Raw genomic sequence first — 2096 nt, 5'->3', positions numbered from 1 at the left:
AGTCTACCATTTACCCGTATATCGGCCTGCTATTATTCATATTCCTGACCTTTGCCGCTTTTTATTACTATTTCTACTATTCCATTTCCAAAAAGGATAACAAGTACAATCAGTTATTGATCTTCAGTCTTGTCTTTATCCTTTCAATGGTTACCATGAAAACGGTCAGCATTCTGGCAGACTTGAAAAACTCGAATTTGGAATACATTTTTCCGGGTGCCATGGCGGCGATGCTCATCAAGATATTATTGAATGATAAGTTAGCGGTGGCAATGATCATATTGTTAGGTTCGTATGGTACGATTATATTTAATGGTGATACACCTGGAAATCTGGATTTCTCAATGGGGCTTTATATCATTTTCGGGGGATTGACGGCAATCATCATTCTATCCAGGCCAAATTTTAAATCAAAGGTGCTGGTAGCTGGGCTGCTATTGTCTATAATCAATATGGCATTTGTTTTTTCGCTCATCTTTATTATGGACAGCCATTATACTAGAATGGAGTACTTGTATTATGCTGCTGCCGCCATAGGTTCTGGAGTGGGTTCAGCCGTTTTGACAATGGGCCTGTTACCGTTTTTCGAGGCAGGTTTCGGGATCTTATCATCGATTAAGCTTATCGAGCTCTCGAATCCCAATCATCCGTTATTGCGGAGGATCTTGATTGAGGCACCGGGGACATATCATCACAGTGTAATGGTCGCCAATTTGGCGGAATCGGCTTGTGAAGCCATCGGGTCGAATGGGTTGCTGGCAAGGGTCGGCAGCTATTATCATGATATAGGTAAAACGAAGCGGCCGCACTTCTTCATCGAAAATCAGATGAATGAAGAGAACCCGCATGATCGGCTGCAGCCGGAAACGAGCAGGGATATCATCATTGCCCATGCCGTAGATGGCGGGGAGATGCTGCGAGGTCACAAATTCCCGAAAGAGATTGTCGATATTGCAGAGCAGCATCATGGCACGACTTTATTGAAGTTTTTCTACCATAAAGCAAAAAAACAGGATGAGTCCACACTTGAAGCTGCCTACCGATATCCCGGGCCGAGGGCGATAATGAAGGAAGTGGCCGTCATCGGCATAGCCGATAGTGTGGAAGCTGCAGTGAGATCGATGAAGCACCCAACTCCGGAGAAAATTGAAGAGCTGGTAAGTTTCATCATTCAGGATAGGATTTCTGATGGTCAATTTGATGAATGTGACATTACTATGAGAGAATTGAGTATCGTGAAGCATTCCTTATGTGAATCGCTGAATGGTATCTTCCACTCCAGGATTGAATATCCTGAGCCGGATAAATTAGGACAGAAGGTGAAAGAATGATTTTAGCTATCGATTTAATGGATGAAACGAATGAAGTAACGGAGGAAGCTCAGCAGCTTGTTGAAAGCATTCTGCAATTTGCGGCAAGAAAAGAAAACATTGAAAAAGACACCGAGCTGTCAGTTACATTTGTAGACAATGATAGGATTCGGGAAATCAATAAAGAATATCGGCATAAAGATTCAGCTACAGATGTCATTTCCTTTGCGCTTGAAGAAATGGGAGAAGATGAAGTGGAAATCGTCGGTGCGGAAATGCCCCGCATGTTAGGGGATATCATCATTTCCATTGAACGCACGAAAGAACAGGCTGAAGAATATGGTCATTCATTTGACCGGGAACTTGGATTTTTAGCACTGCATGGTTTTCTGCATTTATTAGGATTCGACCACATGAATGAAGAAGATGAAAAAGTGATGTTCACTAAACAAAAGGAGATCTTGGAAGAATATGGACTTTCAAGAGAAGGGTAAAAAAAAGTATCCTTTATTAAAAAGTTTCTCTTTTGCCTGTCAGGGAATTTTGGAGGCCGTTAGGACGGAACGCAATATCAAGATACATTTCGCGATAACGGCAATCGTCGTATTCTTTGGTTGGTACTTCTCATTGAATGGGATGGAGTGGCTTTTCATTTTAGCGGCAATAGCCGGTACTATTACGCTGGAGCTCGTTAATTCAGCGATTGAAAGGGTAGTGGACCTGGTAACGGATCAAATCCATCCGCTTGCCAAGCAGGCAAAATATATTGCAGCCCGAGCTGTATTC

3 protein-coding genes are annotated in these 2096 nt (G+C 42.6%); all 3 read left to right on the top strand.

Annotation, left to right across the window (positions count from 1 at the left end):
• A partial coding sequence (locus ACFVSH_RS25935) for an HD family phosphohydrolase (protein ID WP_387708656.1) occupies positions 1 to 1331 on the top strand: 1331 nt, incomplete at its 5' end.
• Positions 1328 to 1804 carry an rRNA maturation RNase YbeY gene (gene ybeY, locus ACFVSH_RS25930; RefSeq protein ID WP_034308501.1) on the top strand — a complete coding sequence of 159 codons (477 nt, stop codon included), beginning with the start codon at positions 1328 to 1330 and terminating at the stop codon, positions 1802 to 1804. The genes ACFVSH_RS25935 and ybeY, both read left to right, overlap by 4 nt.
• Positions 1782 to 2096: diacylglycerol kinase family protein (locus tag ACFVSH_RS25925; RefSeq protein WP_387708654.1), on the top strand; the 315-nt coding region annotated here is incomplete at its 3' end. The genes ybeY and ACFVSH_RS25925, both read left to right, overlap by 23 nt.

Source organism: Peribacillus sp. NPDC058002, from assembly GCF_042886655.1.
Taxonomy (GTDB): Bacteria; Bacillota; Bacilli; order Bacillales; family DSM-1321; genus Peribacillus; species Peribacillus aracenensis.
The sequence above is the reverse complement of the archived record's forward strand: the minus strand, read 5'-3'. Positions and strand labels throughout refer to the sequence as shown.

What these genes read in the sequence shown, in the direction of transcription:
- ybeY (WP_034308501.1), top strand. Translation starts at nt 1,328, where the DNA reads ATGATTTTAGCTATCGATTTAATGGATGAAACGAATGAAGTAACGGAG.